Origin of the sequence: Marinicauda salina (genome assembly GCF_003122085.1) — a bacterium.
GTDB lineage: Bacteria > Pseudomonadota > Alphaproteobacteria > Caulobacterales > Maricaulaceae > Maricicauda_A > Maricicauda_A salina.
The window spans coordinates 375,001-400,317 of sequence record NZ_QEXV01000003.1 but is presented as its reverse complement, the minus strand read 5'-3'; the positions used below and the strand labels follow the sequence as shown (position 1 = coordinate 400,317).

At 69.4% G+C, this 25,317-nt stretch carries 31 protein-coding genes; 20 read left to right on the top strand and 11 right to left on the bottom strand.

Features of this window, described 5'->3' with window-relative positions:
* Positions 1 to 7 precede the first annotated feature (7 nt).
* Both DDZ18_RS07435 and DDZ18_RS07430 read left to right on the top strand, forming a co-directional pair.
* Positions 8 to 235 (top strand): AbrB/MazE/SpoVT family DNA-binding domain-containing protein, encoded by a 228-nt coding sequence (locus DDZ18_RS07435; RefSeq protein ID WP_109252727.1) that lies wholly within the window; start codon positions 8 to 10, stop codon positions 233 to 235.
* Complete coding sequence (locus DDZ18_RS07430; RefSeq protein ID WP_109252726.1) at positions 232 to 630, top strand: type II toxin-antitoxin system death-on-curing family toxin; 399 nt, start codon at positions 232 to 234, stop codon at positions 628 to 630. Before DDZ18_RS07435 ends, DDZ18_RS07430 begins: the two co-directional genes overlap by 4 nt.
* 10 nt (positions 631 to 640) lie before the next feature.
* Here DDZ18_RS07430 and DDZ18_RS07425 read toward each other — a convergent pair whose 3' ends face one another.
* Together DDZ18_RS07425 and DDZ18_RS07420 are read right to left on the bottom strand one after the other, a co-directional pair.
* Entirely contained in the window at positions 641 to 1,285 is a 645-nt protein-coding gene (locus DDZ18_RS07425) for an FMN-binding negative transcriptional regulator (protein ID WP_109252725.1), read from the bottom strand.
* A gap of 122 nt (positions 1,286 to 1,407) precedes the next feature.
* Positions 1,408 to 2,265, bottom strand: a complete 858-nt coding sequence (locus DDZ18_RS07420; protein WP_109252724.1) for a sterol desaturase family protein — start codon at positions 2,263 to 2,265, stop codon at positions 1,408 to 1,410.
* Positions 2,266 to 2,396: 131 nt separating this feature from the next.
* Between DDZ18_RS07420 and DDZ18_RS07415 the strand changes: the two genes are divergently transcribed.
* Entirely contained in the window at positions 2,397 to 3,983 is a 1,587-nt protein-coding gene (locus DDZ18_RS07415) for an alpha/beta fold hydrolase (RefSeq protein ID WP_109252723.1), read from the top strand.
* Here DDZ18_RS07415 and ald read toward each other — a convergent pair.
* Positions 3,980 to 5,098 (bottom strand): alanine dehydrogenase, encoded by a 1,119-nt coding sequence (ald, locus tag DDZ18_RS07410; RefSeq protein ID WP_109252722.1) that lies wholly within the window; start codon positions 5,096 to 5,098, stop codon positions 3,980 to 3,982. The genes DDZ18_RS07415 and ald overlap by 4 nt on opposite strands.
* Before the next feature lie 206 nt (positions 5,099 to 5,304).
* Between ald and DDZ18_RS07405 the strand changes: the two genes are divergently transcribed.
* Positions 5,305 to 5,766, top strand: coding sequence for an Lrp/AsnC family transcriptional regulator (locus DDZ18_RS07405; protein ID WP_109252721.1), 462 nt, complete (start codon positions 5,305 to 5,307; stop codon positions 5,764 to 5,766).
* A 23-nt stretch (positions 5,767 to 5,789) separates the two neighbouring features.
* Here DDZ18_RS07405 and DDZ18_RS07400 read toward each other — a convergent pair whose 3' ends face one another.
* A complete protein-coding gene (locus tag DDZ18_RS07400) occupies positions 5,790 to 6,149 on the bottom strand; it encodes a group I truncated hemoglobin (protein WP_109252720.1) in 360 nt (119 codons plus the stop codon).
* A gap of 107 nt (positions 6,150 to 6,256) precedes the next feature.
* Between DDZ18_RS07400 and DDZ18_RS07395 the strand changes: the two genes are divergently transcribed.
* The 7 genes from DDZ18_RS07395 (at position 6,257) to DDZ18_RS07370 (ending at position 11,380) form a co-directional block, all read left to right on the top strand.
* Positions 6,257 to 6,943, top strand: a complete 687-nt coding sequence (locus DDZ18_RS07395) for a winged helix-turn-helix transcriptional regulator (protein WP_109252719.1) — start codon at positions 6,257 to 6,259, stop codon at positions 6,941 to 6,943.
* A gap of 49 nt (positions 6,944 to 6,992) precedes the next feature.
* The gene (queF, locus tag DDZ18_RS07390) at positions 6,993 to 7,457 is read left to right on the top strand and encodes a preQ(1) synthase (protein WP_109252718.1); all 465 of its coding nucleotides are present in this window, start codon (positions 6,993 to 6,995) and stop codon (positions 7,455 to 7,457) included.
* Between the two features lie 570 nt (positions 7,458 to 8,027).
* The gene (locus DDZ18_RS07385; RefSeq protein ID WP_109252717.1) at positions 8,028 to 8,540 is read left to right on the top strand and encodes a curlin-associated protein; all 513 of its coding nucleotides are present in this window, start codon (positions 8,028 to 8,030) and stop codon (positions 8,538 to 8,540) included.
* Between the two features lie 85 nt (positions 8,541 to 8,625).
* Positions 8,626 to 9,075 carry a hypothetical protein gene (locus DDZ18_RS07380; protein ID WP_146190628.1) on the top strand — a complete coding sequence of 150 codons (450 nt, stop codon included), beginning with the start codon at positions 8,626 to 8,628 and terminating at the stop codon, positions 9,073 to 9,075.
* A 413-nt stretch (positions 9,076 to 9,488) separates the two neighbouring features.
* On the top strand, positions 9,489 to 10,280 hold the full coding sequence (locus tag DDZ18_RS14225) for a peptidoglycan DD-metalloendopeptidase family protein (RefSeq protein WP_109252715.1): 792 nt from the start codon (positions 9,489 to 9,491) through the stop codon (positions 10,278 to 10,280).
* Between the two features lie 10 nt (positions 10,281 to 10,290).
* A complete protein-coding gene (locus tag DDZ18_RS13720; RefSeq protein WP_158272101.1) occupies positions 10,291 to 10,755 on the top strand; it encodes a hypothetical protein in 465 nt (154 codons plus the stop codon).
* 91 nt (positions 10,756 to 10,846) lie between these two features.
* Positions 10,847 to 11,380: a hypothetical protein gene (locus tag DDZ18_RS07370; RefSeq protein WP_158272100.1), complete on the top strand. Its 534-nt coding sequence runs from the start codon at positions 10,847 to 10,849 to the stop codon at positions 11,378 to 11,380.
* A 340-nt stretch (positions 11,381 to 11,720) separates the two neighbouring features.
* On the opposite strand, the gene DDZ18_RS07365 is transcribed toward DDZ18_RS07370, so the two are convergent.
* Positions 11,721 to 12,347 (bottom strand): nitroreductase family protein, encoded by a 627-nt coding sequence (locus tag DDZ18_RS07365; protein ID WP_109252713.1) that lies wholly within the window; start codon positions 12,345 to 12,347, stop codon positions 11,721 to 11,723.
* 145 nt (positions 12,348 to 12,492) lie between these two features.
* Here DDZ18_RS07365 and DDZ18_RS07360 point away from each other — a divergent pair, with 145 nt between their 5' ends.
* From DDZ18_RS07360 to DDZ18_RS07335, 6 genes are all read left to right on the top strand, one after another.
* Positions 12,493 to 13,173 (top strand): TetR/AcrR family transcriptional regulator, encoded by a 681-nt coding sequence (locus DDZ18_RS07360; protein ID WP_158272099.1) that lies wholly within the window; start codon positions 12,493 to 12,495, stop codon positions 13,171 to 13,173.
* 19 nt (positions 13,174 to 13,192) lie between these two features.
* Positions 13,193 to 13,819 (top strand): NUDIX domain-containing protein, encoded by a 627-nt coding sequence (locus tag DDZ18_RS07355; RefSeq protein WP_109252711.1) that lies wholly within the window; start codon positions 13,193 to 13,195, stop codon positions 13,817 to 13,819.
* Between the two features lie 17 nt (positions 13,820 to 13,836).
* Positions 13,837 to 14,721 carry a serine O-acetyltransferase gene (gene cysE, locus DDZ18_RS07350; RefSeq protein WP_109252710.1) on the top strand — a complete coding sequence of 295 codons (885 nt, stop codon included), beginning with the start codon at positions 13,837 to 13,839 and terminating at the stop codon, positions 14,719 to 14,721.
* Positions 14,722 to 14,824: 103 nt separating this feature from the next.
* Positions 14,825 to 15,052: a DUF3126 family protein gene (locus tag DDZ18_RS07345; protein WP_109252709.1), complete on the top strand. Its 228-nt coding sequence runs from the start codon at positions 14,825 to 14,827 to the stop codon at positions 15,050 to 15,052.
* Between the two features lie 10 nt (positions 15,053 to 15,062).
* Entirely contained in the window at positions 15,063 to 15,851 is a 789-nt protein-coding gene (locus DDZ18_RS07340; RefSeq protein ID WP_233245754.1) for an ATP-binding cassette domain-containing protein, read from the top strand.
* The gene (locus DDZ18_RS07335) at positions 15,844 to 17,424 is read left to right on the top strand and encodes an ABC transporter permease/substrate-binding protein (RefSeq protein ID WP_109252707.1); all 1,581 of its coding nucleotides are present in this window, start codon (positions 15,844 to 15,846) and stop codon (positions 17,422 to 17,424) included. The genes DDZ18_RS07340 and DDZ18_RS07335 overlap by 8 nt, the downstream gene beginning before the upstream one ends.
* A 217-nt stretch (positions 17,425 to 17,641) precedes the next feature.
* Here the strand turns inward: DDZ18_RS07335 and DDZ18_RS07330 are convergent, their stop codons facing one another.
* Positions 17,642 to 18,394, bottom strand: a complete 753-nt coding sequence (locus tag DDZ18_RS07330; protein ID WP_109252706.1) for a PhoH family protein — start codon at positions 18,392 to 18,394, stop codon at positions 17,642 to 17,644.
* 320 nt (positions 18,395 to 18,714) lie between these two features.
* Between DDZ18_RS07330 and DDZ18_RS07325 the strand changes: the two genes are divergently transcribed.
* Positions 18,715 to 19,248, top strand: a complete 534-nt coding sequence (locus tag DDZ18_RS07325; protein WP_109252705.1) for a gamma carbonic anhydrase family protein — start codon at positions 18,715 to 18,717, stop codon at positions 19,246 to 19,248.
* Positions 19,249 to 19,309: 61 nt separating this feature from the next.
* Here DDZ18_RS07325 and DDZ18_RS07320 read toward each other — a convergent pair whose 3' ends face one another.
* The 3 genes from DDZ18_RS07320 to DDZ18_RS07310 form a co-directional block, all read right to left on the bottom strand.
* On the bottom strand, positions 19,310 to 19,810 hold the full coding sequence (locus DDZ18_RS07320) for a DUF4339 domain-containing protein (RefSeq protein ID WP_233245753.1): 501 nt from the start codon (positions 19,808 to 19,810) through the stop codon (positions 19,310 to 19,312).
* A gap of 166 nt (positions 19,811 to 19,976) precedes the next feature.
* The gene (locus DDZ18_RS07315; protein ID WP_109252703.1) at positions 19,977 to 20,624 is read right to left on the bottom strand and encodes a PilZ domain-containing protein; all 648 of its coding nucleotides are present in this window, start codon (positions 20,622 to 20,624) and stop codon (positions 19,977 to 19,979) included.
* 55 nt (positions 20,625 to 20,679) lie between these two features.
* Positions 20,680 to 21,255: a PAS domain-containing protein gene (locus tag DDZ18_RS07310; protein WP_109252702.1), complete on the bottom strand. Its 576-nt coding sequence runs from the start codon at positions 21,253 to 21,255 to the stop codon at positions 20,680 to 20,682.
* A 173-nt stretch (positions 21,256 to 21,428) separates the two neighbouring features.
* On the opposite strand from DDZ18_RS07310, the gene DDZ18_RS07305 reads away from it, so the two are divergent.
* Positions 21,429 to 22,187, top strand: a complete 759-nt coding sequence (locus DDZ18_RS07305; RefSeq protein ID WP_158272098.1) for a rhomboid family intramembrane serine protease — start codon at positions 21,429 to 21,431, stop codon at positions 22,185 to 22,187.
* Between the two features lie 4 nt (positions 22,188 to 22,191).
* Here the strand turns inward: DDZ18_RS07305 and DDZ18_RS13875 are convergent, their stop codons facing one another.
* Both DDZ18_RS13875 and DDZ18_RS07295 read right to left on the bottom strand, forming a co-directional pair.
* Positions 22,192 to 22,821 carry a GDYXXLXY domain-containing protein gene (locus DDZ18_RS13875; RefSeq protein ID WP_158272097.1) on the bottom strand — a complete coding sequence of 210 codons (630 nt, stop codon included), beginning with the start codon at positions 22,819 to 22,821 and terminating at the stop codon, positions 22,192 to 22,194.
* Positions 22,818 to 24,173, bottom strand: coding sequence for a DUF2157 domain-containing protein (locus DDZ18_RS07295; protein WP_158272096.1), 1,356 nt, complete (start codon positions 24,171 to 24,173; stop codon positions 22,818 to 22,820). Before DDZ18_RS07295 ends, DDZ18_RS13875 begins: the two co-directional genes overlap by 4 nt.
* A gap of 88 nt (positions 24,174 to 24,261) precedes the next feature.
* Between DDZ18_RS07295 and DDZ18_RS07290 the strand changes: the two genes are divergently transcribed.
* Positions 24,262 to 24,693, top strand: coding sequence for a CBS domain-containing protein (locus DDZ18_RS07290; RefSeq protein ID WP_109253086.1), 432 nt, complete (start codon positions 24,262 to 24,264; stop codon positions 24,691 to 24,693).
* Positions 24,694 to 25,317 lie beyond the last annotated feature (624 nt).

The window sequence follows — 25,317 nt, the reverse complement described above, 5'->3', positions numbered from 1 at the left end:
CGTCCTGATGCACGTCTTCAAGGTCACCACGGTGGGATCGTCTTCGGGCCTCATCCTGAGCAAGGAAGCGATGGCCCGCCTTCGGGTGAAGAAGGGCGACAAGCTGTTCCTCACCGAAGCGCCGGACGGCGGCTATCGCCTGACGCCCTATGATCCGGAATTCGATCGGCAGATGCGGCTGGCGGAAGACGTGATGCATGACGATCGCGAGATCCTGCGCGCGCTGTCCAGGTGAGCGGCGGAGGCTCGACCTGGCGCTGGCTCTCGCCGGCTTTGATTTTCGCCGTGCATGACCGCCAGCTCGCCGAGCACGGCGGCGCCGACGGCGTACGCGACCGCGCCGCCATCGAGAGCGCGCTCGCCCGTCCGGTCAATGCTGCCGACTACGGCGCGCCTGACGCCGCCGATCTCGCGGCGCTCTATGCGCACGGGCTGTGCCGTGCACATGGCTTTGTGGACGGGAACAAGCGCACCGCCTGGGTCGCCGCCCGGGTGTTCCTGCTCGACAACGAATTTTCTCTGGAGTTCCGGGCGCATGACGCCATACGCCTGATGGAGGCGGTCGCAGCCGGCGAACTGGCCGAGGACGCGCTTGCGGCCTGGTTCCGCGCGCACATACGCAGACGTTGACCCCGCGCTCTTAGCCCAGCTCCTCCCGGATCAGCGCCGTCAGCGCCGCGCCGTCCTCGCCGCCGTGCTGGGCGAAGTTCTCCGCGACGGTTCGGCGCGCCGCATCCGAGTGATCGCCCTCGATCTTGGCCAGCGGCTCGATGTCGGCGATCTCGATCTCGAACGCGGTGATCAGCGGATAGAGCCGCGCGCGGTATTCCTCCGTCACTTGGTGGAGGCGCCAGGCGACGCCGTCTCCGGCCTCGCCGAGACTCGCCGCTCCGGCGGCGGCGAGGTCTTCCATCAACCGGTCGATGAAGGCGGGTTCGTCGCGCACGCGCGCCCGGCCGCGGACATGAACCGCGGTATAGGCCCAGCTCGGCGCGCGGCCGGTTTCGCCGCGCCAGGCCGGCGGGACGTAGAGATCGGGACCGCTGAACGCCGCCAGCGCGTCGGCGCCGTTAAGACCGTCGCACTGCGGATTGGCCCCGTGGAGATGGCCGCGCAGCCGCCCCGGCCCGTCGGGCGAAGGGTCGTGGATCAGCGGCAGGCGCGTTGCGCGCAGACCCGCCGGTCCGGCGGTGAACAGATGTGCGAACGGCCGCGCGCGCATCAGGCGGGCGGCCGCGTCGGGATCGCGATCGCGATCGCGATAGCTGACGGGAGGATAGCTCACGGTTGGGCCTTCCGATGACTGGGCTCTGTTTCGGCGCGGCCTCCCGGAATTGTCAAATCGGGGCGGTCAGACGCCCGGCCGCCGCAGGAGGCGCGCGGCGGCCGGGCGCCGTCCCCATCGCGTCAGGCGATGGTGGAGACCGCCGCGACGACGGCGAACGCCGTCACGATGGACAGCGCGACCTGAAGGACGATGGCGGCGAGTTCCGCGCGCCCGGCCTCGGCCTGGCGTCCGCGCTCGGCGGCGTCGGGCTCGGAGACGTCGCGAAAGGCGAGCATGTCGCCGATCCGGCCCGACGCGCCGTCATAGAAGCCCGTCGCGTCGACGCGCTCCTTCGGATTGACGAACGTGCCGAAGATCATGTCGACGAGCGGCAGTTCGGCGTAATTGTAGGCGTGGATGCCGCGGCCGTGATGCAGGGCGTGGCTTTCCGGGCGGGCGATGAAATAGCCCAGCCAGCGCGGCGTCCGCACGTTGGTGTGGGTGAAGATGGCGAGCCAGGCCGCGCCCACGCCGATGATTCCGCCGGCGACCGGATCGACGCCCGCTAGGGTCAGCGCGAGGCTGGCCACGAAGGTGAACATCACCGCGTCGAACGGGTGGAAGTAGAGCGCGCCGAACGTGTCCAGCCGCTCCTGGCTGTGATGCATCTGGTGGAAGACCCGCCACAGCGTGTCCGAGGCGTGCAGGGTGCGATGCCAGGCCGACTGGATGACCTGCAGCGCGAAATAGCCGACGAGCACCTGGGCGACGAGGGGCGCGCCGGCCAGGTCGAACATCTGCAGATGGCCGATCCAGTTGAACCAGATCAGCGGCGCATAGCCGGCGAGCACGAAGTAGAGGCCGGTGAACAGCACGCCGCGCAGCCGCCAGCCCCTGATTTCGGGCAGCTTGCGGGCGGGGAACAGGGCCTCGAGCGCCATCAGCGCGACGAGACCGCCAACGACCAGTGCGTTGATCGGGTTGAAGAGCATTTCCATGACCGTCGTCCTTTCTTTTTCTCCGGGGAGGACGGCGGCCTTCTCCGCGTGCGGCGTTTGCACGGGCGTGGGCGCGAACGTGGTAATCGCAGCACGACCCGTGGTAATTGAATATTCTGGAGGCGCTTGTGATGGATCAGGGCGGCGGGGGGCTCGAAATCGCTGTGCTCGGCGACCTGCAGGTGTGGCGGGAGGGCCGGCCTGCGGCGCTGCCGCCTTCGCGCAAGACCCGCGCCCTGCTGGGTTTTCTCGCCGTCACCGATCGTCCGCACCGGCGCGACCGGCTGTGCGAGCTGTTCTGGGATATTCCCGACGATCCGCGCGGCGCGCTGCGCTGGTCTCTGAGCAAGCTGCGCCCGCTCGTAAACGACCCCTGCGCGGTGCGCCTCATGGCCGATCGCGAACGGGTCGCGCTGTCGCGGGAGAGGCTCGTCACGGACCTCGAGCGCGCCCGGGCGGCGATCGAGGCCGATTCGATCTCGCTGGAGGCGCTGGACGAAAACGTGCGCCGGCTCGGCGAGCCGCTGCTCGACGGGCTCGACCTGCCAGACCAGGCCTATTTCCAGAACTGGCTGACGGCCGAACGCGCCGAGATGGAAGCGCTCTATCTCAAGGGCGTGGCGCGCTGCGTGCGCCATCCCGACCAGACGCCCGCCGGCGCGCTCGCCGGCGCCCGGCGCTGGTGCGAGGCCGCGCCGCTCGACCCCGAAGCGGCGAACACGCTGCTCAAGGCGCTGCGCGCTGTCGGCAAGACCGATGAAGCCGGCGCGGTCGAGCGCGAGACCCGGCGCCGCTTCGCCGAGGCGGGCCTGGCGTTCGAACCGGAGGCCGACGCGCCGGCCGACCCGCAGCCCGTCCCGACCGGCCGCCGCCTGCTGCAGCGCCAGTCGATCCATTTCTGCACCGCGTCGGACAGGGTGCGGATCGCCTACGCCACGGTCGGGCAGGGGCCGCCCCTGGTGAAGGCGGCCAACTGGCTCAACCATCTCGAGCTCGACTGGGACGCGCCGATCTGGAGCCCGATCTTCCGCGAGCTGGCGCGCGACCACACCTTCATCCGCTATGACGAGCGCGGCAACGGCCTGTCGGACTGGGACGTGGGCGATTTGTCCTTCGACGCGTTCGTGAGCGACCTCGAGACGGTCGTCGACGCGCTCAAGCTCGAGCGTTTCCCGCTGCTGGGAATCTCCCAGGGCGCGTCGGTCTCGATCGAGTACGCCATCCGCCACCCCGGCCGGGTCAGCCATCTCATCCTGTTCGGCGGCTACGCCGCTGGCTGGCGCGTGAACGCCACACCGGAACAGATCGCCGAGCGCGAGGCGGTGATCACGCTGACCCGTCAGGGCTGGGGCGCCAACAACCCCGCCTACCGGCAGATCTTCTCGTCGACCTTCATGCCCTCGGCGAGTCTTGAGGAGCTCAACTGGTTCAACGAGTTCCAGCGCCAGACGACGTCGGCGGAGAATGCGGCGCGCTTCCTGACCGCCTTTGGCGACATCGACGTGCGCGATCGGCTCGAGCAGGTCGACGTGCCCACGCTCGTGCTTCACTCGCGCGGCGATCAGCGCATACCGTTCGAGACGGGCCGCGACATCGCCGCGCGGATTCCCGGCGCGGAGTTCGTCCCGCTGGAGAGCGACGCCCACCTCCTGCTGGGCCGCGACCCGGCCTCGCAGGAGTTCATCGCGGCGATCCGGGAGTTCGTCGACCGGACCTAGATGCTCGTGAGCCAGTCCGGCTTGACGTAGGTCTCGCCCAGATCCTCGGCGACTTCCTTGTAGGCGATCTTGCCGCCGTGGACGTTCAAGCCGCGGGCGAGGTGGGGATCGTCGTTGAGCGCTTGCTGCGTTCCCTTGTCGGCGAGCGCGAGCGTGAAGGGCAGGGTGGCGTTGGTCAGCGCCAGCGTCGAGGTGCGCGCCACCGCGCCGGGCATGTTCGCCACGCAGTAGTGCACGATGCCGTCGACGATGAAGGTCGGATCGTCGTGGGTGGTGGCGTGCGAGGTCTCGAAACAGCCGCCCTGGTCGATGGCGATGTCGACGAGCACCGCGCCGGGCTTCATCGTCTTGAGCATGTCGCGGGTGACGAGCTTGGGCGCCGCCGCGCCGGGCACCAGCACGGCGCCGATGACGAGATCGGCCTCGGCGACCTCCTCGGCCAGCGCGGCGTTCGTGGAGTAGCGCGTCTTCACATGGCCGCGGAAGAACATGTCCGTCTCGGCGAGCTTGGGCAGCGAGCGGTCGAGGACGGTGACGTCGGCGCGCAGGCCGACGGCCATCTCCGCGGCGTGGCTGCCCGACACGCCGGCGCCGATGACCACGACCTTGCCCGCGGTCACGCCCGGCACGCCGCCGAGCAGGACGCCGCGGCCGCCGTGGGATTTCTCCAGCGCCGCCGCGCCGACCTGCACCGACATCCGGCCGGCCACTTCCGACATCGGGCGCAGCAGCGGCAGGCGGCCGTCCTTGTCGGTGACCGTCTCGTAGGCGATCGCCGTGCAGCCGGACTTCATCAGGCCCTCGGCCTGCTTCGGATCGGGCGCCAGGTGGAGATAGGTGAACAGGGTGTGGTGGTCTTTCAGCCGGGCGCACTCGACCGGCTGGGGCTCCTTCACCTTGACGATGAGCTCGGCCTTCTCGAACACGGAATCGGCGTCGGGCAGTATCGTCGCCCCGGCGGTCTCGTACTCGGCGTCGGTGAAATCGACTCCCTCGCCGGCGGTCGTCTCGACGAACACCTCGTGGCCGTGGCCGACCAGCTCGGCGACGCCGTTGGGCGTCAGCCCGACGCGGTATTCGTGGACCTTGATCTCCTTGGGCACGCCGACGCGCATGACGATCTCCTCCTTGGGGAACCGGCGCGCAGCGCCGCCGGTCTCCGGTCTATCGTTGCGCGGAAAATAGGTCCGACGCCGCAGATCAGGCAAGTTGCTTCACGAACTTGCAATAATCGTCAAACCAAGATCGGAATAGCAGAGCATCATTCGATCGCCCTTGCGGGATTCCGCCCGCTGCGGTCGTCCGTTCGAAGGAGAAGCCCATGCGCCTGGATGCGATCGACGCCGCGATCCTCGCCGAGCTGCAGCGCGAGGGCCGGCTGCCCAACGCCGAACTCGCCGAGCGGGTGGGGCTGTCGGCCTCGGCCTGCCACCGCCGGGTGCGCGCGCTCGAGGCCGCCGGCGTGATCGAGCGCTATGTCGCGCTGCTCGACGCCGAGCAGGTCGGCCGCGGCCTGGTGGTGATCGTGCTGGCGACGCTGGAGAACCAGAAGCGCGAGACGCTCGAGGCCTTCGAGCGCGCCGTCGAGGGCGTCGAGGAGGTCATGGAGTGCTATCTCATGACCGGCGCGGAGGATTATCTCCTCCGCCTGCTGGTGCGCGATGCGCGCGATTACGAGCGCGTCCACCGCGAGCGGCTGTCGGGCCTGCCCGGCGTGGCGCGCCTGATCTCCAACATCGCCATGCGGCGCGTGTTCACGCGCACCGCGATCCCGGTGGACTAGACGCGCCGCGCCGGGCGCGCCCGCTACTGGTGCATCACCTCGCCGCGCATGGAGAACAGGATGGCCAGCGTCTCCTGCTTTTCGGGCTCGCCGATCCCGTTCTTGTCGAGCGCGACCATGGCGTCGTCGAGCGCGGCGACGAACTCGTCGCCGTTGATGTTCATGTGTTTGTGGGCGGTGACCATGTCCTCGCCCTTGTAGACTTCCGGCCCGCCCGAGCCGGTGATGAAGAACTCGGCCACGGTCTGCTTGACCGCCGCCTTGTCGGACCCCGCAAAGCGCGGCCCGATGATCGGGTTCTTGACGTGCAGCTCGACGAGATCATTCGCGATGGCCTTGATCCCGTTCTCGCCGCCCAGGCGTTCGAAAAGCGTCGCGCTCATCCTGTCCTCCGTGTGAGCTGAAGCCGATGTCCGGACGCTACGTTGCCGACCCCCGGCCGCATAGTTCATAAATTGAATCCCGCGCCGCGCCTCAGGAGGTCCCGCGCATGCAGGTCGACTACAAGCAGTTCTGTCCCGTCGCGATGGCCGCCGAGGTGCTGTGCACGCGCTGGACGATGGTGCTGCTGCGCGAGCTCGTCGCCGGCTCGACCCGGTTCAACGATCTGCGCCGCGGCGTGCCGCGCATGTCGCCGGCGCTGCTTTCGCAGCGGCTCAAGGACCTCGAGGCCGCCGGCATCGTCGAGCGCAAGCCGGTCTCCGGCGGGCACGAGTACGCGCTCACCGAGGCCGGCCGCGATCTGCGCGCCGTCGTCGAGGCCATCGGCGTGTGGGGCCAGCGCTGGGTGGAGTCCGAGCCCTCTCTTGAGAAGCTCGATCCCTCGCTCTTGATGTGGGACATGCGGCGCAATCTGAAGCCCGACCCGCTGCCCGAGCGGCGCTGCGTCATCCAGTTCCACTTCACCGACCGGCCGGCGGCGGAATCGCGCTGGTGGCTGATCGTCGATCCCGACGCGACCGTCGATCTGTGCTCGGTCGATCCCGGCTTCGAGCTCGACCTGCTGGTCACCGGCCATCTGCGGACGATGACCGCGATCTGGATGGGGCTGGACACGGTCGCCGACGCGACGGAGCGGGCGGATCTTTCCGTCGACGGCGATCCCGACATCGCTTCGGGCATGCAGGACTGGCTGGGCTTGAGTCCGTTCGCGCCCGAGCCCAAGCGCGTCTCGTGAGCGCGGCCGCGTATTGCCGCGCCCGGCCGGCCCGGCTAAGTCGGCGTCCATGACCGATCCGCGCTACGAAACCCTGGGCCAGCTCGGCCGCGCCGCCGAGGCGCCCGACAGCCCCGACGCCGCCACGCTCGAGCGCGTCGAGAACCCCGAGCGCGAGGCCGACTATCTCGTCCGCTTCACCTGCCCCGAGTTCACCTCGCTGTGCCCGGTGACCGGCCAGCCGGACTTCGCCCACCTGGTCATCGACTACGCGCCGGACAAGTGGATCGTGGAATCGAAATCGCTGAAGCTCTTCCTGACAAGCTTCAGAAACCACGGCGCTTTCCACGAGGCCTGCACGACCATGATCGGCAAGCGCCTCGTCGAGGCGATCAGTCCGAAATGGCTCCGCATCGGCGGCTACTGGTATCCCCGTGGCGGCATCCCGATCGACGTCTTCGCCCAGTGGGGCGAGGCGCCGGCGGGCCTGTGGATCCCCGACCAGGGGGTGCAGCCGTATCGGGGGCGGGGGTAGGGGGCGGCCTTCTTCAATACAATGTGGGCGTCATCCCGGCCGGAGCGCGAAGCGCGGAGAGCCGGGACCTACCGGATTCGCACACCGACGTCTGGAAGCGCTGTCGGTAGATCCCGGCTCGGCCTGACGGCCGGCCGGGATGACCCGGATGCGGAATTTCCCTCTCCCCGATCCGGAGGACTGGTCAAAGCAGCGAACGGTCCAGGGGCGGCGCGCCATGCTCTCTGGGTCCCCGACAGCCTTCGGCTTCGGGGATGACGAAGACGCCTCGATATCCTCCAACCCGTCATTCCCGCGCAGTCCTCCAACCCGTCATTCCCGCGCAGGCGGGAACCCAGGGATGTCGGCGCATTGACGTCTCCAGGCTCCCGCCTCACCCGCCTTCGCGGGTGCAGGTCGCGGGAGACCCGGCGAACGGGGCGAGCGCGCCGCGAACCGCCCCCTGAACGCCCCGTTCACCCACGTGATCGCGCGCTGAACGGCGCGCTCCGCGTCCGTTCATGGCGGCTCTGCGAGAACGGACGCACGGCGCACGAACGCGCCGCGCGAAACGGACAACGGAGACCCGTCATGAAACTTCGCATCGCACTCGCCTCGACCCTGAGCCTCCTCGCGCTCGCCGGCGTTTCGTCGGCCGCCGAGGCGCAATCGCGCAACCACGTCTCGATCAGCCAGCAGGGCTACGCCAACGAGATCGCCGGCCGCCAGAACGGCTACCGCCAGCGGCTCGACGTCTCGCAGCGCGGCTGGCGCCACTATGTGCGCACCTACCAGGGCGGCGCGGCCAACGACGTCGTGGTGAGCCAGGGCGGCTACGCCAACGACGCGATCGTCGACCAGGCCGGCCGGCGCAACGACGCCGTCGTCGGCCAGGAGGGCGCCTATAACGACTCGGTCACGATCCAGACCGGCCGCGACAATCTCGTCGGCGTCGCCCAGATCGGGACCGACAACTACGCCAAGACCGACCAGGCCGGCTCGAACAACGCACTCGGCGTGATCCAGGTCGGCGACGGCCAGACCGCCGACGTGCGCCAGCGCGGCTCGGGCAATGTCTCGCTGGTCGTCCAGGGCGGCAACTAGATCGCCCTGCCTGTCCGCGGGCGGGCGCGGCCGGCGCGCCGCGCCCCCTCGCGAGCCGATTTCTCTCCGACCGATGGAGGAGACCATGACTGCATTCAGACCTCTCGCCGGCGCGCTCGCGCTCGCCGTCTCGACCGCCGCGCTGGCGGCGGCCGACCCGCCGGGCCGCGCGCCTTTCGACCCGTCCGCCGATTGCCGGATGGCGCTCGTCTATGACGGCGGCGTCCGCACGCTGTCGGCCTGGGCCGAGGGCGGACCCGGCTTCTGGTCGCTCGAGGTCAAGGGCCGCGGCGCCGGCCAGACGCTCGATCTCGCCCAGTCCGGCCCGCTCTTCGGCGAGGCGACCGGCCCGCTCTCGCGCCTCGTCGTGGGCGCGCGGGAGACGCCGGCCGCCGAGCGCGCCCGCGGCCGCGCCCCGGCGCGCTATCGCGGCGCTCCGGCCAATCCCGGCCTCGACGCGGTGCTGCGCGTCTATGACGAGACCGGCGCGCTCGCCTGCGAGACCCGCGACTACGCCGTGATCGGGGCGGGGTAGGGGGCGGCGAGTCCTCTTCGTGGCCGGCGCGTCGCGACCGATCCGGCGGACCGGCTCACCGGGTTTCCCGCGCAGGCGGGAAACCAGCGATCGCAGGCCGCGATCTCCCTGGGCTCCCGCCTCGCCCGCCTTCGCGGGCGCAGGCCGCGGGAGCCTCGGGATGGGGACCGCCCATTCGAGATCAGATTGTCATCCCGGAAGCCCGCAGGGCTATCCGGGATCTACCGACAACCCTTCCCGACGTCTGTTCGCGAGTCGGGTGGATCCCGGCGCTCCGCGCTGCGCGCTCCGGCCGGGATGACAACCGGACGCGGTCGGGCGCGCGGAAAGCCAAGGGCGCGGCGCGTCCTCTCCGGGCCCCAGCTTCCGCTGGGGGAAACCCGGAATAATGGCTTGGCCTGCGGCGGGCCGGATTGACAGAAAACGTCGCCCGTCCTCGCCCCGGACGCCGTCCGGGGCCGCGGAGCCTGCCCCCGGCTTGCCTGCCCCCGCGAAGGCGGGGGACCGGGGGAATCCCGAGACGGAGTTCCTCTACTACCGGGCGCGCTACGGATTTTATCCCGGACTTGATCCGGGACCCCCCGCGCTCGGCGTCGGCCGGGCGTTCGATCCCCCGGATCGAACGCGTTTCCGGCCAACTCCTCGAGGTCGACCCGATCGGCTACGAAGACCAGATGAACCTCTACGCGTATGTGGGGAATGATCCGTTCAACGCGACGGATCCGAGTGGGGAGTGCGCGGCGACTCCTGAGGAAGGGCAATCGAGTGGAGGAAGTTGCGAGGACCCCTTACCTAGCGGCGAGAGCTTGACGGAACGTGACACGAGCCGTGGACAAGGAAGCGGCGAATATGGATCTCCGAGGTCTGGGGGCCGGACTCATAACGGCATAGATATTCAGGCAGAGGAGGGTGCGCCTGTCGTGGCATCAGGCGAAGGTCGGGTGGTTGCCGTCGATGACCCTGATGGCTACGGCACCGGAGCCGAAATCTACCATCCAGATGGTTCGGTTACGCGTTATCATCATATGGAAGACAGGGCTGTCGAGAATGGAGACAGCGTCGAAGCGGGCGATCAAATTGGAACGGTTGGGCGAACGGGGAACGTTCCTCAAAATGCAGATGCGCATCTGCATTTTGAGGCGGTTGTTGATAACCAGCGTATTGATCCGAATGACGCACTGAAGGACGAAGATCGTTATGAATAGAAATATCTATATGCTGATCCGCGGACCCATTGTATTATTAGCTTTTCTTTCTTTGCCTGCCCTCCTTACCGCTTGTGTGCCAAAAAGAGAAACGACGGTACAGCAAATTGGTGAAAATGATTTGAATCATTGCGTGATAAATCCAGAATTGATTATTCAAGGAAACACGAGCGATCATACCAGGTTAGAGATTCAATATTGTAATATCATTTCATCGAATGGGGATGAAAAGATAATAATTGTAGAAAGGAACGGTAGGCGATTCTTTTATACAATGCCCACGCAATTAGGTGCAAGAGTATATGCCGAGTACCAGTTTGGGGATTATCATGATATAATGTTGATATCGTTTGGTTTTGACAGCCCAGATGAAAGAGGAAATTTCTTTGATTATAGATTATACGAAGTTGGTGGGCGCGGTCTAATACGAACAGGCAAATCTGCAGGGAGGCCTCGGATCTCCGACTTAATGTGAAATATGAAAGTCGTAATCGTTTCATATTCAATAAAATATGGGGATTTGCGCTTGCTTCTAAATATCTTACATCCAGCGCACGATGCGCCGCATGGCGATCGGGACGCTGGGCCGGCCGGTCTTCTACTGGCAGTCGCGCCAGGACCATGACGCCGACTGCGCGGTCAACGAGGCGGGCGAGCCCGACGCGGCGAATTACTGGCGCACGCGCATCAGCACCGACGCCTACGGCCGCGACGCCGTCACGACCTACCCCCATGGCGGACGCGACTGGACCGCGCTCGACGCCAACGGCAACGTCGTCGAGCGGCGCCGCTACACCGATGCGGACACGTCGCCCCAGCTCGTCTTCACGCACACCTTCTCCTACGACGCCTTGAACCGGCAGACGCAGATGGTCACGCCGGAGGGGACGTGGACCTACGAGTACGACCTCACCGGGGCGCGCACGCGCGCGGTGTTTGATCCCGCCGCGGCGGGCGAGGGACTTCACATCATGCGCGTCCTCGGCGCTGCGCGCCTGCGGGCGACGGGATTTCACGTCATGCGCGTCCTCGGCGCTGCGCGCCTGCGGGCGACGCGGGCCAACTCGTCTTTACCCATACATTCTCCTACGACGCCCTGAACCGGCAGACGCAGATGGTCGCTTCAGGCGGGAGGCGGACCTGCGCCCTGGCGCGTTTCCCCAGCGAAGGCTGGGGCCCAGAGAGGACGCGCCGCGCCCGTCGATCGCTGGGTCCTGACTGGAGTTCACCCCGGACCCCGATCCGGGGTCAGGAAAACGAGAGTCGAGATATCCGGGTTCTTCGTGATTCCGGTATGTTCCGGACAGCCCTGCGGGCTCCCGGGATGGCAATAACTGGTGGACGCCGCGCCTGCGTCATTCCACCTACCGGATGCGGTCGGACGCCGGGAAACGCGTGATGCGGGACGTTGCGGCGGCGCGAGGCGCCACCGCCTGACGCCTACCCCTCCCACCGCTCCACGCGCGGGGGCTTGCGCTTGCGCTCGGCGGGCGCCTCGGTCGCGGTTCCGACATAGATGAAGCCCGCGATGCGCTCGCCGGACTCGAGGCCCAGCGCGCGCTTGACCCGCCGGTCATAGGCGTACCACTCGGTGAGCCACTGGGCGGCGAAGCCCATGGCGCGCGCCGCGATCAGCAGGTTCATGCAGACCGCGCCGGCCGAGAGCACCTGCTCCCATTCCGGGATCTTGTAATTCTCGGTCACGTCGGAGACGACGCCGATGACGACGGGGGCGCGCAGGAAGCGGTTGCGCTCCAGCTCGTAGCGCTCCTCCGGCCCGCCGGGCTCGGCCTCGCGCAGCACCTTTTCCAGGATCGCGCCGAACTTCGCGCGCGCCTCGCCCTCGAAGACGATGAAGCGCCAGGGGAACAACTTGCCGTGATCGGGCGTGCGCGCGCCGATATTGATCAGCGTCTTGAGCTGGTCCGGGGAGGGGCCGGGCTCGCCCATGTTCTTCGCCACCGTCGAGCGTCGGCGCGCCTGCAGCGTCAGCGTGTCCGGGCTCGTGTGGGCGGCCTCCAGCGGCTCGCCTTCGACGGGGAAGGCCGGCGCGGCGAAATCGGTCATGCGGGGAGCTCCTGGCGGGGCGGAGAATGTCGGTCGGTTTTGACGGGCGGTTTCACGCGCCGTTATATCAATGATCCGTATCATCGCGCGCAAGCCGCCGGTGAGGCGGAAACCGACACGCGATCGAACCGAGGAGCCCGCGCGCATGGCTGCGCAGACCGCCGCGAACGAGGAGCTGAGCCCGGCCGAGCGCCGCCGCCGCAAGGTGCGCGACGCCATCATCGGCGCGGCCGAGGACATCTTCATGGAGGACGGCGAGGCGGGCATCTCGATGCGCCGCATCGCCGAGCGCATCGATTACTCGCCGGCGGCGCTCTACAAGTATTTCGACTCCAAGGAGGCGCTGTTCGAGGAGATCCGCGAGCAGTTCTTCGAGCGCCTCTATTCGCGCATGCTCGCCGCCGACCGGCCGGTCAAGGACGGCCCGCGCCTGACGCCCGAATGCATGCGCGCCTATGTCGAGACCGGGCTGGAGCAGCCCTCCCACTACAAGCTCGCCTTCACCGGCGGCTGGCGCGCCGAGCACAGCGTCGAGGAGGGCACGTACGGCTTCGCCGCGGCGGAGCATCTCGAGGCGATGATCACGGATTCGATCGCGGCGGGCTGGTTCCGCGACGTCGATCCCGAGCTCGCCGCGGCGAGCGTGTGGGCCGGCGCGCACGGGCTGACCATGCTGGCGGTGACGATCCCGGACTTCCCGCACGGCCGGCCGGACTGCAGCCATCTCTCGCTCGACGACGTCATCGACTTCCACGCCGAGCAGGTGCTGCGCGGGCTGGCGACGCCGAAGCTGATCGCCCAGCTGGACGCCGCCGCGGGACGCTGAGCCCCGGCGCGAGGCGCCCATGAGCGACGACACGCAAGACGAACGGCGCCGCGGCCCCTGGACGATCCGCGCCGAGCGCGTCGGCTATCGCAATCCCTGGCTCACCGTGACCGAGTACGACGTGCTCAAGCCGGACGGCGCGCCGGGGCTGTACGGCGTGGTCTCGCCGGTCCATCTCGCGATCGGTGTCGTGCCGGTCTTCGCCGACGGGACGGTGATGCTGGTCGGCCAGCACCGCTTCGCGCTGGATGCCCATTCCTGGGAGCTGCCCGAGGGCGGGGGAAAGCCCGACGTCCCGCCGCTCGAGAGCGCCAAGCGCGAACTGCTGGAGGAGACCGGCCTGACGGCGGCTAACTGGCGCGAGATTCTCGATTTCGACGTCTCGAACTCGGTCACCGACGAACGCGCGATCGCCTTTCTCGCCTGGGATCTTGCGCGCGGCGAAGCCGCCCCCGAAGGCGCCGAGGCCGACATCACGCAGCGCCGCGAGCCCTTCCAGGCCGCGCTCGAAATGGCGATGAGCGGCGAGATTCGCGACGGCTTCACGCTGGCGATGCTGGCCAAGGCTGACTACATGGCCCGGAAGGGCATGCTGCCCGACGCGCTGGCCGCGGCGATCCTCGCCGAGCCGCCGTCCGCGCGATAGCCGCGAAAGGAGGCCCCATGAGCCTCGCCGAAAGCCCCCGCCGCGCCGACGACGCGCCGGCGAACGCCGAGACCGCGCAGAAGGCGATCTGGGGCCGCCTGCGCATGGAGGCCGCCTCGGCCGCCGCCGAGGAGCCCGTGCTCGCGAGCTTCCTCAACGCGGCGATCCTGCGCCATGACCGTTTCACGGACGCGCTCGCCCAGCGCCTGGCCGCCAAGATCGCCGATCCGCAGCTCGACGCCATCCTCGTCCACGACGTCGTTCTCGACGCGCTCAAGAGCGATCCCGAGATCGCCGAACGCGCGGCCGCCGACATGATGGCCATCGACGAGCGCGATCCGGCGTGCCGCTCGCTGCTGCAGCCCTTCCTCTATTACAAGGGCTATCACGCCATCGAATCCTACCGCATCGCCCACTGGCTGTGGGAGCAGGGCCGGGAGACGCTGGCCTTCCACCTGCAGAGCCGCATCTCCGAGCGCTTCGGCGTCGACATCCATCCCGCCGCGCGGATCGGCAAGGGCATCATGGTCGACCATGCGACCGCCGTCGTGATCGGCGAGACCGCCGTCGTCGGCGACAATGTTTCCCTGCTCCACGAGGTGACGCTGGGCGGCACCGGCTCCGAGGCGGGCCGGCGCCATCCGACGATCGGGAACGGCGTGCTGATCGGCGCCGGCGCCAAGGTGCTCGGCGACATCACCGTGGGCGAGGAGGCGCGCATCGCGGCGGGGTCGGTCGTGCTGAAATCCGTGCCGGCCCACTGCACGGTCGCCGGCGTGCCCGCCCGGGCGGTCGGCGAATGCGCCGAGCCGGCGCGGACCATGGACCAGACGCTGACGGAATCGGCCGGCGCCGACGCCGGCGCGAGCGCCGATCGCGGCGACCATCCCCAGGGCGGCTGACGCCGAACGGTGGGCGCCCCATGTTGATCCGCGCGGCCGGGCCTGTAGGCTGCGCGGCGACGCATATTCCTCCCCCAACCAGAAACGCGAGGTCGCAAGCGCCGTGTCCACTCCCGTCTTCAACCGCGACGAAGCGGCCAAGGTCGAGGCCTTCCTCCAGTCCAAGCTGAACCCGGAGCTGCGCGTGCAGATGCGCCAGCGCCCCGACGAGTGCGCCGAGATCTATATCGGCGGCGAATGCCTCGGCGTCGTCTCCAAGAATGTCGAGGAGGGCGAGACCTCCTACTCCTTCGAGATCACCATTCTCGACATCGATCTCGAAGAGGCCTGAGGCGGTCTCGGTGGTCCTCTCCGTCGAGGGGCTCGCGAAAACCTACCCGGGCGGCGTGCGCGCGGTGGACGGGGTCTCGTTCGCCGCAGGACGGGGCGAACTCGTCGCCATCGTAGGCGAATCCGGCTGCGGCAAGACCACCACGCTGAAGATGATCAACCGGCTGCTCGAGCCGAGCGCCGGCCGCGTGATCATCGAGGATCGCGACGCCTCCGAGGTCGACCCGGTCGCGCTGCGCCGGCGCGTCGGCTGGGTGATGCAGGGCGACGGCCTGTTTCCCCATCTCAGCGTCTTTGAGAATATCGCCGTCACGCCGCAGCTGCTGGGCTGGGACGCCGCGCGCATCGCCGATCGCGTCGACGCGCTGCTCGAGCTCGTCCGCCTGGATCCCGACGAATACCGCGCTCGCAAGCCCGCCCAGCTCTCCGGCGGTCAGCGCCAGCGCGTCGGCGTGGCCCGCGCGCTCGCCGCCGAGCCGCCGCTGGTGCTGATGGACGAGCCGTTCGGCGCGCTCGATCCGCTCACCCGCGACGCCCTCAGGGAGGATTTCCAGGACCTGCGCGGCCAGCTCGGCTTCGCCGCGGTCATGGTCACCCACGACATGGCCGAGGCGCTCCTGCTGGCCGAGCGCATCGCGGTGATGGACGCCGGCCGGCTGCTGCAATACGGCCCGCCGGAGGACCTGCTCGCCAGGCCCGCCGACGAGACGGTCGCCCGCCTGGTCGCCACGCCCATGGCCGAGGCGCGCCGCGTCGAGGCGCTCGCCCGGCGGGCGGGCTTGGAGGACGGCGATGCTTGAGCCGCTCCTCGACCAGCTCGCCGATCCGATGGCGCGCCTGCCCGACTATCTCGGCGGGCACATGCGATTGTCCCTGCTCGCGCTGGCCGCCGGTCTGTCGATCTCGCTGCCGCTGGGCGTGCTCGCCTCGCGCAACAAGACGCTCGCCGGGCCCGCGCTCGGCGTCGCCAGCGTCATGCAGACCATCCCCTCGCTGGCGCTGCTCGCCCTGATGGTGCCGCTGCTGGGCGGGACGATCGGCTTCGCGCCCGCCTTCATCGCGCTCACGCTTTACGGCGTGCTGCCCGTGCTCAGGAACACCATCGTGGCGCTGCAGGGCGTCGCCCCGCCCATCCTCGAGGCCGCGCGCGGGGTCGGCATGACGCGGGTCCAGAGCCTGGCGCGCGTCGAGCTGCCGCTGGCGCTGCCGACCATCGTCGCCGGCGTGCGAACCGCGACGGTGTGGATCGTCGGCACCGCGACGCTGGCCACGCCGGTCGGGGCGACGTCGCTGGGCAACTACATCTTCTCCGGTCTGCAGACCCGCAACTGGACGACGGTCGTGTTCGGCTGCATCGCCGCGGCGGTGCTCGCGCTCGTCCTCGATCAGCTCATCCGCCAGCTCGAGGTCGCCGCCGCGCGACGCCAGGCCCCGCGCGCCCTTGCGGCCGGCGCCGCGCTGGTCGCCCTGATCGCCGGCGCGCTGGCGCCGACGATGATCCCCCGCGGCGGAACCGCCGGGGCCGGCCGCTCGGCCGTGTTCGCCGACGACGCCGACGCCTTCGGCGGCGAACCGGTGGTGATCGGCTCGAAGAGCTATACCGAGCAGTACATTCTCGCCGACGTGCTCGCCGCGCGGCTGGAGGCCGCCGGCGCGACGGTGCGGCGACGCGAGAATCTCGGCTCGACCGTGGTCTTCGACGCGCTCGTCTCCGGCGAGGTCGACGTCTATGTCGACTACACCGGCACGCTCTGGGCGAACATCATGAACCGCTCCGAGCCGATCGACCGGCACCGCATGTACGCCGAGACCAGCGCCTGGCTGCTTGAAACCCACGGCGTGCTGATGCTGGGCCGGCTGGGCTACGAGAACGCCTACGGCTTCGCGGTGACGCAGGAGACGGCGGCACGCCTGCCCGCGCGCACCATCGGCGCGCTGTCGAGCCTGGACGGGCTCTCGATCGGCTCGGATCCGGAATTCTTCGCTCGGCCCGAATGGACGCGGGTGCGCGAGGCCTACGGGCTGGCCGGCGCCGAGCAGCGCAACATGGACGCGACCTTCATGTACGGCGCGGTCCGCGACGGCGCCGTCGACGCCGTCACCGCCTACACGACCGACGGGCGGATCGCCGCATACGATCTCGTCGTGCTCGACGATCCCGCCGGCGCGCTGCCGCCCTATGACGCGGTGATCCTGCTGTCTCCGGAGGCGGCTGCGCGTCCCGCCGTGGCGCGCGCGCTGGCCCCGCTCATCGGCGCCATCGACGTCGAACTCATGCGCGAAGCCAACGCCGCCGTCGACGTCGAGCGCCGGCGGGTGTCCGACGCCGCGGCGCTGATCCTGGAGCGGCTGGAAGACCGTTCTGGGCGGTAGGAGCCGCCGCAAGGAGGTCTGCGGCTCAGTTCGGGTCCCCTCCCCTTGAGGGGAGGGCCAGGGTGGGGTGACGTGAAACCCCGGCCGACCGAAGGGAGAGCCGGGGCCTCTCGGAGATTAATCGCCTCAAGGTCCCGGAGCGCGCCTCCGGCGCGTCCGGGAGTTCAACTCTCGCCCCGACCCTCCCCCGCGGGCGGGTAAGGGCGGAGCCCCTGCCTCACAGCACGTCGAGCATGCAGGCCACCAGCGGGTGTCGAACGATATCCTTGGCGTCGAGGCGCACCACGCCGACATCGCTCAGCACGGAAAGCCGCTCGGAGATGGCGTCGAGCCCGGACATCTCCGGCAGGAGGTCTGTCTGGGCCGGATCGCCGGTGACCACCATCGTGGAGTGCCAGCCCAGCCGCGTGAGCAGCATCTTGAGCTGGCCGAAGGTGCAGTTCTGCGCCTCGTCGACGACGATGAAGGCGTTGTTGAGCGTCCGCCCGCGCATATAGGCGATCGGCGCGATCTCGATGAGACCCTCGGCCATGAGCGCCTTGAGCCGCTTGGGGCTGAGCCGGTCGGCGAGCGCGTCGTAGAGCGGGCGCAGATAGGGGGCGAGCTTCTCCTCCATCGCGCCGGGCAGGAAGCCGATCGATTCGCCGGCTTCGACCGCAGGGCGCGAGAGCACGATGCGGCTCACCGCGCCGGCTTCGAGCGCCTCGACGGCCTTGGAGACGGCGAGATAGGTCTTGCCGGTGCCGGCCGGTCCCAGCGCGAGCACGAGATTGTGGGCGTCGATGGCGCTCATCAGCGTCGCCTGGCCTTCCGAGCGGGGCTTCACGTTCTTCATGTAACGCTGATCGCGCATCGGCTCGGCGTCGTTCGGGCTCCAGCCGGCGCCGGGGAAAAGGGCGCGAACCTTCTCCTCCTCGTAATGCTCGGCGTTAAACCCGCCCTGGCGACGTTTCGCGGCTCGCTTGCCCATGTCGGGACCTCCAGACAGCAAGAAAAAACCCCTCGCGCGGGAGCGGAGGGGCGGACGATGCGGTGCTGTGAACGGACTCTGCGGAAGACGGGCGCGTCGCGGAGGGCGGCGGCGTGTCTTCCTGTCTCGGCGGGGCGACCGGCATTCGAGCCGTGACCTCCGTGGATCCGCTTCAGAGCCCGGGACGATTCGCGACCTTGATCTCGAATCGCACCCGCAGTGTCATTCTAGGACGGTGAACGAAGTGTGAGTCCCGCCGTCGCAGTAACTTCATACAGACATCCCCGAACCCAGCCCGATCCCGGAAGGAGCCTTCATTCATGGCCGTTTACGCACTCGACGATCTCGCGCCGGAAATTTCCGAAGACGGCTGCTGGATCGCGCCCGACGCCGCCGTGATCGGGCGGGTCGTGATGAAGCCGCGCTCCTCGGTCTGGTTCGGCGCGGTGCTCAGGGGCGACAACGAACCGATCACGCTCGGCGAGGACACCAACGTCCAGGACGGATCGGTGCTGCACACCGACCCCGGCCAGCCCCTGACGCTCGGCAAGGGCGTGACGGTCGGCCACCAGGTCATGCTCCACGGCTGCACGATCGGCGATCACACCCTGGTGGGCATCGGCGCGACGATCCTGAACGGGGCGAAGATCGGCCGGAACTGCATCATCGGCGCACACGCGCTGATCACCGAGGGCAAGGAGATCCCCGACGGTTCGGTCGTGATGGGCGCGCCGGGCAAGGTGGTGAAGTCGATCGGGGAGGGCGTCGCCGAGATGCTCGAGGCGAGCGCCGAGCACTACGCGGAGAACGCGGCGCGCTTCGCCAAGGGGCTGCAGCGGCTCGACCCGCACTGAAAGAAAACGGGCGGGCCCGTCTGAGCCCGCCCGTCCCGTCCCCTTTTCGGGACCGCGGCGGTTACTGCGGCCGCGCCCAGAGATCGCGAATGCGCTGATCGGCGTCCCGTCCGAGATTGAACCAGGCCGCGCGGTCGCGCGAAGCGTCGACCACGAGCAGCCGGTCGTCGCGATCCAGCAGGTGGCTCAATTCGTTTCTCAGGATCGCCGCGCTGGTCGCCCCGCGCAGCAGCCAGACCCCGTTCGACATCTCCTCGTGCTCGCCGAAATCGGCGAGGGCCGCCTCGAACGCGGCGCGCGATTCCTGACCCAGCATGGCGATGACCACGAAGTTCGCCGTGCGCGCATCGGCGGGTTCGGGGCGCTGCTTCTCGGGGCCCTGGCGGGCCTCCTCGAACCACTCGGAGAACTGCTCGACGCTCGACGCCTCGCGGAACCCGGTTTCCCGGTTCTCCGAGACATGGGAGTGCGCCGCGACGCGGCCTTCGCCCACGAAGGCCTGCATCTGGGCGGGCGTGTACGGGCCGTACACGCGGCCCTCGACTTTCACATACCAGGACATTCCGATTCCGTCGTCTCGCGGCATCTGCCTCATCTCCGGCGTCAGCTCATGACAAGCCTGCGCCGTCCGTGCGGCAAGAATCGGGCCGCTCCGGCTCATATGGCGGCGATGGACGCGGAAGAAAGGCCGCCCGGGGCGGACGGCGCAGCCGAATCGGCTGGTATTGTCAGGCGGAGCGGGCTTCCCGCTCGACGCTCGGGGGATCGAAGGCGACGGCGAATCCGGTGTCGAGCCAGCGCGCGACGCGGCCCACCATGTCGCCGACATGGACGCGCTCTCCGATTCTGGGACGCTCCTCGCACTTGAAGGCGGCGCCGGTGACCGAGATGTCGACCACGTCGGCGTCGATGGTCACGCCGTCGGCGAAGCGGATGCGGGCGCGGCCCCGGCCGGCGCGCCGCGGCGCGCCGCGGTCCTCGTCGAGCCCGAGGCGTTGCATGTTGTAGCGCCAGGTGATGGCGTCGGCGAGGCGGTCGCGCTTGCGCTCGCTGGCGATCAGGCGAACGATGAAGCCCGCCTTGCCGGCGCGGACGACCTCGCCCTCCATGCGGCCGAGCCCGTCGAACAGCATGACGATTCGGTCGTGCAGCGCGGGGGGAACTTCCGCGGCGACGCGCGCGCCGCCGGGCGAGATGTCGACGAGCGTGCAGGGAAATTCCCCGCGCACGCGGTCGAGATACCGTCCGGGCATCGAGAGTTCCACGCGCCGGAACCGGCGGCGCTCCTGGGCGCCGCGAGCCGCGATGCGGATCTGGCGACGATCGAGCTTCCGTCGGTTCTTCGACTTGCGGCTGGCTTCGGCGTAACTGTCCATGCGCATCTCTCGAAACACAGGGGCTGATGATGCCGCTGGAAGTTTTAAGATTTTGCTAGACCGCGCCCGATTGCGCCCGATCGTTGGCGGCCGGGCTGGCGGGCGCCTCGGCCGCTGTCCGGAACAGGCGGATCGTGGGTTCGGGCAGGTTCGCCGGGTGCAGTTCCTTGACGACATGGCGGATCACCGGGCGGCCGCCGAGGCTGTCCGGGCCGATCGGCTGGTACAGGCCGAGGCACCGGTCGACCACGCCCTCCGGACCGCGGAGCGGGAACAGGGACACCTCGACCTCCACCGAGCGGCCGTCGATCGCCAGCGCGTCGGCGACGGCGAAAGCCGGCGCCGGCGCAGCGAGCGCGCCTTCGAGCAGGGCGGTCATGTGGGCGCGATCCTGGCCCGACCACAGGCTCAGGAAGTTCTGATCCTTGAACTCGCGATTGTGCAGCCGGCACACGCCGGTGCCCGCGATGCGGAAGACGTGGTGGTCTCGGTCCATCCGCCGCAGCATGAAGATGTGCGCGAGCAGGCCGGCGACGTCGTTCGGCGCGATGTCGGCGCGCGCCGGCGCCGAGCGGCCCGAGCGCCGCGCGTCCCAGTAGGCGTGGAGCGTTTTCGTGTGCGCGTGCCGCACGGGTGCGTCCTCCGTCTCCCCGCGGGCCTGCTGACCCGCTCCGGTTCGTCGGGCGGGGTCGACTGCAAGCGCCTTGCCACCCGGCGTCCGGGGCGAGCGCGCGCCTTTCGGGCCGAGGCGACGCGCCCTAAGTTGACGGGATGCGCCGACCGTCGCCGCCTCCAGGAGTCCCGATGACAACGCCCCGGCTGCCCGAAGACGACGGCGCGCCCGACGATCCCGGCGAACGGCCCTACGCGCACCGGCCACGCCCGGGTCCGGACCCCTGGGACCGTCCGCGGGGAGCAAGGACGCCGCCGCCGCGCGGCGGCCCGGTCTTCAACGCCATTCCCGGCGTCGTGCTCGGGCTGTGCGCGGTGATCCTCGTCGGCCAGCTGCTCGACACGCTGTCGGCGGGCGGGACGTATCACCGGCTCAGCCTGTGGCTCGGGGCGCTGGCGACGGGAGACCTCAGGCAGCAATTCCCGACGCCCCCGCTCGGCGGGCTGACGCCCTACGTGCTCCACGTCTTCGTCCACGCCGGCTGGCTGCACGCGGCGATCAACACGATGGCGCTTCTGGCCTTCGGCGCGGCGGCGGCGCGGCCCTTCGGGCGGGGCTGGCGCGCGGCTGCGGGGTTTCTCGCCTTCTTCTTCGCCGCCGCGATCGGCGGCGCGGTCCTGCACCAGCTCGTCTTCGCCAACGAGGCCAGCTACATGGTCGGCGCCTCGACGGCGGTCTCCGGCGTGCTCGCGGGAGCGGGATGGGCCAGCGGCGGCCGCGCGGGGATGATGCAGCTGGCGCTGCCGTGGTTGGCGGTGAACATGTTGCTTGCGCTCTTGGGCCTCGCCTTCTTCCTGCCGATCGCCTGGGCGGGCCATGTCGGCGGGCTGGCGGTCGGGGTGTTCTTTTATCCGGCCTTCGTCGCGGCGTTTCGCCGGCGCCGGTTCTGACCGTTCAGAACAGCGTCTCGTAGCGGGCTTCGCCGTCGATCTCGAGGCCCTTGATGATCGCCCCGCCGTCCTCGCCGACCGACACGATCAGCCTGAGCCGGTCCTCGCGGCGCATGTCCTCAAGGGCGAGCGCGGCGTCCTCCGGCGCGAAATAGCGCTCCAGATTGTATCGCACCGACAGCGCGGGACGGGCGCTGCCTTCAACGGGCTCGCGCCGGGTCGCGACTTCGCCTTCAGGCCGGGTCTCTTCGACCTCGGCGAAATCCAGCGCCTCGGACACGCGCTCGACGCGGCCGCGGATGACGACGCGATCGTTCGCGCCGGCGGCTGCGCGCGTGCGCGCGATCGCGACCGGCGACCAGGCGTCGTCCTCGTCGCGGCGAAGTGCGACGAAGACTGCCTCGCCGCGGCGCCACCCCTCAGCAGGTCCGTCCAGATCGCGCGTGTCGAGGCGGTGGATCGGCGTGCGGATCGCCACATAGTGGCCGAGCAGGATGTCGCGCGGATCGACCGGCTCCATCGCCAGGCGGATCTCGGCGCCATGCTCGCGCCGCCAGGCGTGATGGCCGACAAGCCCGGCGAGGATCGCCGTCATCGCCGCGGCGATGGCGAGGAGGCGGGCCGTGCGGTTCATGATCCGCCTCCCGCCTGGCGACGGCCGCGCCATCGCGCCGCCGCGAACGCCAGCCCGAGCAGCAGCGCGCCGCCGACGAGGAAGAACACTGCCGTGTCGAGCAGGTCGCCGAACAGCGTCGCGTAGACATAGATCGATTGCAGGATGAAGGCGGCGACGCCGATCCCGCCGATGACGCGCCGCTCGCCGCGCGCGCCCTGGAGGATGAGACCGACGGCGACGGCGTAGACGGCGGCCCCGATGCCGATGCGCAGCGCCGCGACGGCTTCCGGCCCGGCTGCGCGGGCGATGAAGGGCAGGGCGATGAGAAAGGCCGTCGCGGCGAGAACGGCTGCGAGCGCACTCGTTTCGAGTCGTCCGCGCGCCCGCGCGTAGAGCCCGCAGGCCAGGATGACGCCGCCGGCGACGAGCGCCGGGACCAGGAACGCCCCGCTCTCCGGGCCGAACACCTCGGCCCATCGCGTCCCCGGGTCGAGCCAGTCGGCGCGTTCGGCGCGCTCGACGGTCCGGACGTAGGCTGCGATCGGGAACTGCAGCGCCCAGCCGGCGAGGAGGCCCGCGATCGCGGCCCAGTTGCTCAGCACGCCGGCGCCGGCCAGACGCGCCTCGCGGAGCGCCGAGGCGGCCAGCGCGATCGCCGCGGCGATGAGGGCGTAGAGCGCGAAGGCCTCGAGCTCGAACAGCGCGCCGGCGTCGACGAAGCTCTTCATCGTGAAGCCCAGCCAGACGAACAGCCCGATGGCGAGCAGCGTCCAGCTCACCAGCGAATGCATGCGCGTCGCCGCCGCGGCGGTGAGCGCCCAGACGGCGAGATAGCTCCACAGGATGTCGGGCGCGTAGGGATTGACGCTTTCGAGCACCGCCCAGGCCGCGCCGAGCAGCGCGGCGAGGATGAGGACCGGACGCGACGGCAGGACCAGCGCGGTCGCCAGGGCGCCGCCGGTCCAGATCAGGACGCCGGTGTTGCGGAACGCGCTCATGTTGAAGGTCTGCGCGGTGAGCGTGATCGCCGCGCCGAACAGCGCCGCGCCCAGCAGGGCGAGGGCGTGGCCGACGGCGTCGCGATCGCGCGCGAAGGCGGCCGCCGCCCCGGCGAAGGCCGCCCACAGCGCGGCGAGGATCACGCCGAAGCGCAGGGCGCGGGCCATTTCCGCCCAGTTCGCCGCGACGAAGGTGATCGCGGCGAGGCCCAGCAGCACCGCGCCGAGGATCGCCGCCGCGCCGGTCGCGCTCCAGGCGGGCCGGCCGCTGGAGGCGGAATCGAGAATCGCCTGTCGATTGGCCGGATCCACCAGCCCCTGGGCGATCCAGCGCTCGAGATCCCGTGCGAGCCGCTTGCGATAACCGTCCATGTCTGTCGCGTCCCTGCGGCGGCGTTTGCCGCCGACCCGGCCTTGAGGCATCATGCGCGCTCATATGGCAGCCGTGAAGGAGGCCGTCATGAACGCGGCGCGAATCATCCAGGACAAGGGCTCCGACGTCTTCACCATCCGGCCGTCGGCGAACCTGCTCGACGCCGCCGCGGAGCTGAAGGCGCGCGGCATCGGCGCGGTGGTCGTCACCGAGGATCACGGACCGCCCGTCGGCGTCTTCTCCGAACGCGACCTGGTTTGCGCGCTCGCCGATGCGGGGCCGTCCGCCCTGTCCGAGCCGGTCGCCGACCACATGTCCCGCGACCTGGTCACCGCCGCGCCCGATACGACCATCGAGACGCTCATGGGCGTGATGACCGACCGGCGGGTTCGCCACGTCGTCGTGCTCAATAGCGGGAGTCTCGCCGGCGTCGTGTCGATCGGCGACGTGGTCAAGCGCAAGATCGCCCAGGCCGAGGCCGACGCCAAGGCGATGAAAGCCTATATCGAAACCGCCTGAGGACAGGCCGTCTCGAAGAAATTGCAGGCGGACCGCAACAAGACGCTTGCGTCCGCAGGCCGCGGCGCGTAGACAGCGCGACCTCGGCGACGGGGCGTCTCGCCTCCGGCCGGAAGAGGGGTTCGTTACGGCGATTTCCTCTTGCGGCGGGCGGCGAACCTCCGCATAATGCCGAGCCTCTCCGCCTTGGATCGGAGCACATCAACGGCGTGTCGTTCGCGCCGGGCACGGATCTTTTTGTTCCATGCGCGGCAGCTCGATGTGCCGGATGCGCCTCGGGAAATGGCGGTTGACACGAGAGCGGCGGCTCACTAAATGACCGCTTCCTCGCGTCAGGGTGGAAGTTGATCTCGACTGTGTCGAGCGACTGCATGCGGACGGCTCCAGGGCTTTCCGGCAGGTTGTTCGGCGGCGACGAAAAAACTTCTGCAAGAGGCGTTGACGACGGGTTCGCGGCCCTATAGACACCGCGCTCCCGACGCCGGACGGGTCCTCCGGGGCTCCGGTCGGCGGGTTTGGAATTCGGCGGCAGCCGACGTTTCGAACCGGCTCTTTGACATTGTTGGTTCTGGAAAGAGAAACGCAGGCGGCGGCGCTCTGCGGATGGATCAGGCCACCGGCCGA